This window comes from Neisseria sicca VK64 (assembly GCF_000260655.1).
Taxonomy (GTDB): Bacteria; Pseudomonadota; Gammaproteobacteria; order Burkholderiales; family Neisseriaceae; genus Neisseria; species Neisseria sicca_B.
The window spans coordinates 1-1,955 of sequence record NZ_AJMT01000127.1 but is presented as its reverse complement, the minus strand read 5'-3'; the positions used below and the strand labels follow the sequence as shown (position 1 = coordinate 1,955).

General features: G+C 43.2%; 3 protein-coding genes. All 3 read left to right on the top strand.

The features are described from left to right. The first annotated feature begins 69 nt into the window (after nt 1-69). Nucleotides 70-582 carry a DUF4189 domain-containing protein gene (locus HMPREF1051_RS07665; protein WP_003766706.1) on the top strand — a complete coding sequence of 171 codons (513 nt, stop codon included), beginning with the start codon at nt 70-72 and terminating at the stop codon, nt 580-582. A gap of 83 nt (nt 583-665) precedes the next feature. After that, nucleotides 666-1,208: a DUF4189 domain-containing protein gene (locus HMPREF1051_RS07660; RefSeq protein ID WP_003766712.1), complete on the top strand. Its 543-nt coding sequence runs from the start codon at nt 666-668 to the stop codon at nt 1,206-1,208. A 90-nt stretch (nt 1,209-1,298) separates the two neighbouring features. Beyond that, entirely contained in the window at nt 1,299-1,835 is a 537-nt protein-coding gene (locus HMPREF1051_RS07655) for a DUF4189 domain-containing protein (protein ID WP_003766709.1), read from the top strand. Nucleotides 1,836-1,955 lie beyond the last annotated feature (120 nt).

Here is a 1,955-nt window from a genome sequence, read left to right as displayed (position 1 = left end):
GTCTGAAAACTATTTTCAGACGACCTCTTCTAAACCAAGTTAAAGATGAGCTGGGAAAAGGATAAATTTATGAAAAGACTGTTTTTGATAGTATTGGGTTTGGTAAGTTTTAATGTTTATGCCAATGGCTGTGGCGGAGAATACCAAGCTGCCACGGGAACCTGCCGTATCATAGACGGAAGCGGTCGGCAAATTTTATACAATGTGCCGCCTCCCCAATCAGGTAACAGCACACCGCCTTCGAAAAAAATAGTCTATGTTTCTAAATACGGTGCAGTAGCCACTAACGAAAAAACAGGTATTTCGAGCGGGGCTTTGAATAAAGATTCTATTGATGAGGCTAAAAATGAAGCAATTAAAGCGTGTGAGCAGGGTGGGAGAAATGCTCCGTGTAAAGTTGCCATTTGGGCAGGTAATGCCTGTTTAGCAGCGGCAACGGGCAAAGAAGGCAAGAAATTCAGAGTATTTTATACAGCTAGGGAAAAGCCAGGGCAGGCAGAACCCGCAGCATTGAAACAATGTAATAAAGCGGGATTGAAAAACTGTGAAATCACCATTCCTGAAGGTTGTTCTTTCCCTTAATTGTTATTTTTTGATTAAAGGGTCGTCTGAAAACTTTTTCAGACGACCTCCGATATCGTATTAATCCGAAAAAGGATGCCCTTATGAAAAAACTGTTTTTAATAGCATTGGGTTTGGTAAGTTTTAATGTTTATGCCAACTGCCCCGGCAGGTATTTTCCTGATACGGGCATCTGTCAGATACAAGGACATAACGGGGAGGTTGTCAACTACAATGTGCCGCCTCCCCAATCAGGCAACAGCACCCCGCCTCCTAAAAAAATTATCTACTACGACGTGAAAGTCCCTTCTAAATTCGGTGCGGTAGCTATGAACATGCAAACTGGCTATGGGGCAGGTGTGCTGAATAAAAATTCGCTGTCGGAGGCAAAAAAGGAAGCACTGGAGCAATGCAAGCAGGGTAATAAAAATGCTCCGTGTAAAGTGGTTTCTTGGGTACGCAACGGCTGCATTGCTTCTGCAAAAGGTAAAGAAATCAATAATCCTGGAAAATGGAAGTCTTTTTATGTAGGAAAAGAAAAAGGATTGGCGGAGGCGGAAGCGTTAGCGCAATGTAGGGCGGATCCGAAGGTAACGAATTGTGAGATTTCTCTTCCCGAAGGCTGTTCCCTGCCTCAATTGCAATAATCAATTTTATTTAAAAGGTCGTCTGAGAACTATTTTCAGACGACCTTTTCTAAGCCAAGTTAAAGATGAGCTGGGAGAAAGGATAAGTTTATGAAGAAGCTGTTTTTAATCGCATTGGGCTTGGTAAGTTTTAATGTTTACGCCAATGGCTGTCCCGGTCAATTTGATGCTGCCACAGGTATCTGCCGATTTCAGGGTAACAATGGCGAGTGGATTCATTACAATATCGCACCGCCACAGCCAAGCCGCAGTACCCCGCCTCCTAAAAAAATCATTTACCATGACGTCTTGGTACCTTCTAAATTTGGGGCTTTGGCATACAGTCAAAAAACCGGGCATATTGCTGGTTCGTTGAATCAGAACTCTTTAGCCGAAGCAAAAAGAGAAGCAGTCAAACATTGCCAGCAAGGCAGTCGCAATACGCCTTGCAAAGCCATCACATGGGTAAGAAACGGCTGTCTCGCAGCTGCAAAAGGAAAAGTGAAAAACAACCTGTTTATTTTAGCCGATGCAGCAGGTCCGCAAGGAGCTGTCGAACAGGAGGCTTTGCAAAAATGCAGAAACAGAGGGGCAACAGAATGCGAAATCATCATGCCCGAAGGCTGCTCCCTGCCCCAATTGCAATAATCAGATTTTATTTAAGAGGTCGTCTGAAAACTATTTTCAGACGACCTCTTCTAAACCAAGTTAAAGATGAGCTGGGAAAAGGATAAATTTATGAAAAGACTGTTTTTGATAGTATTGGGT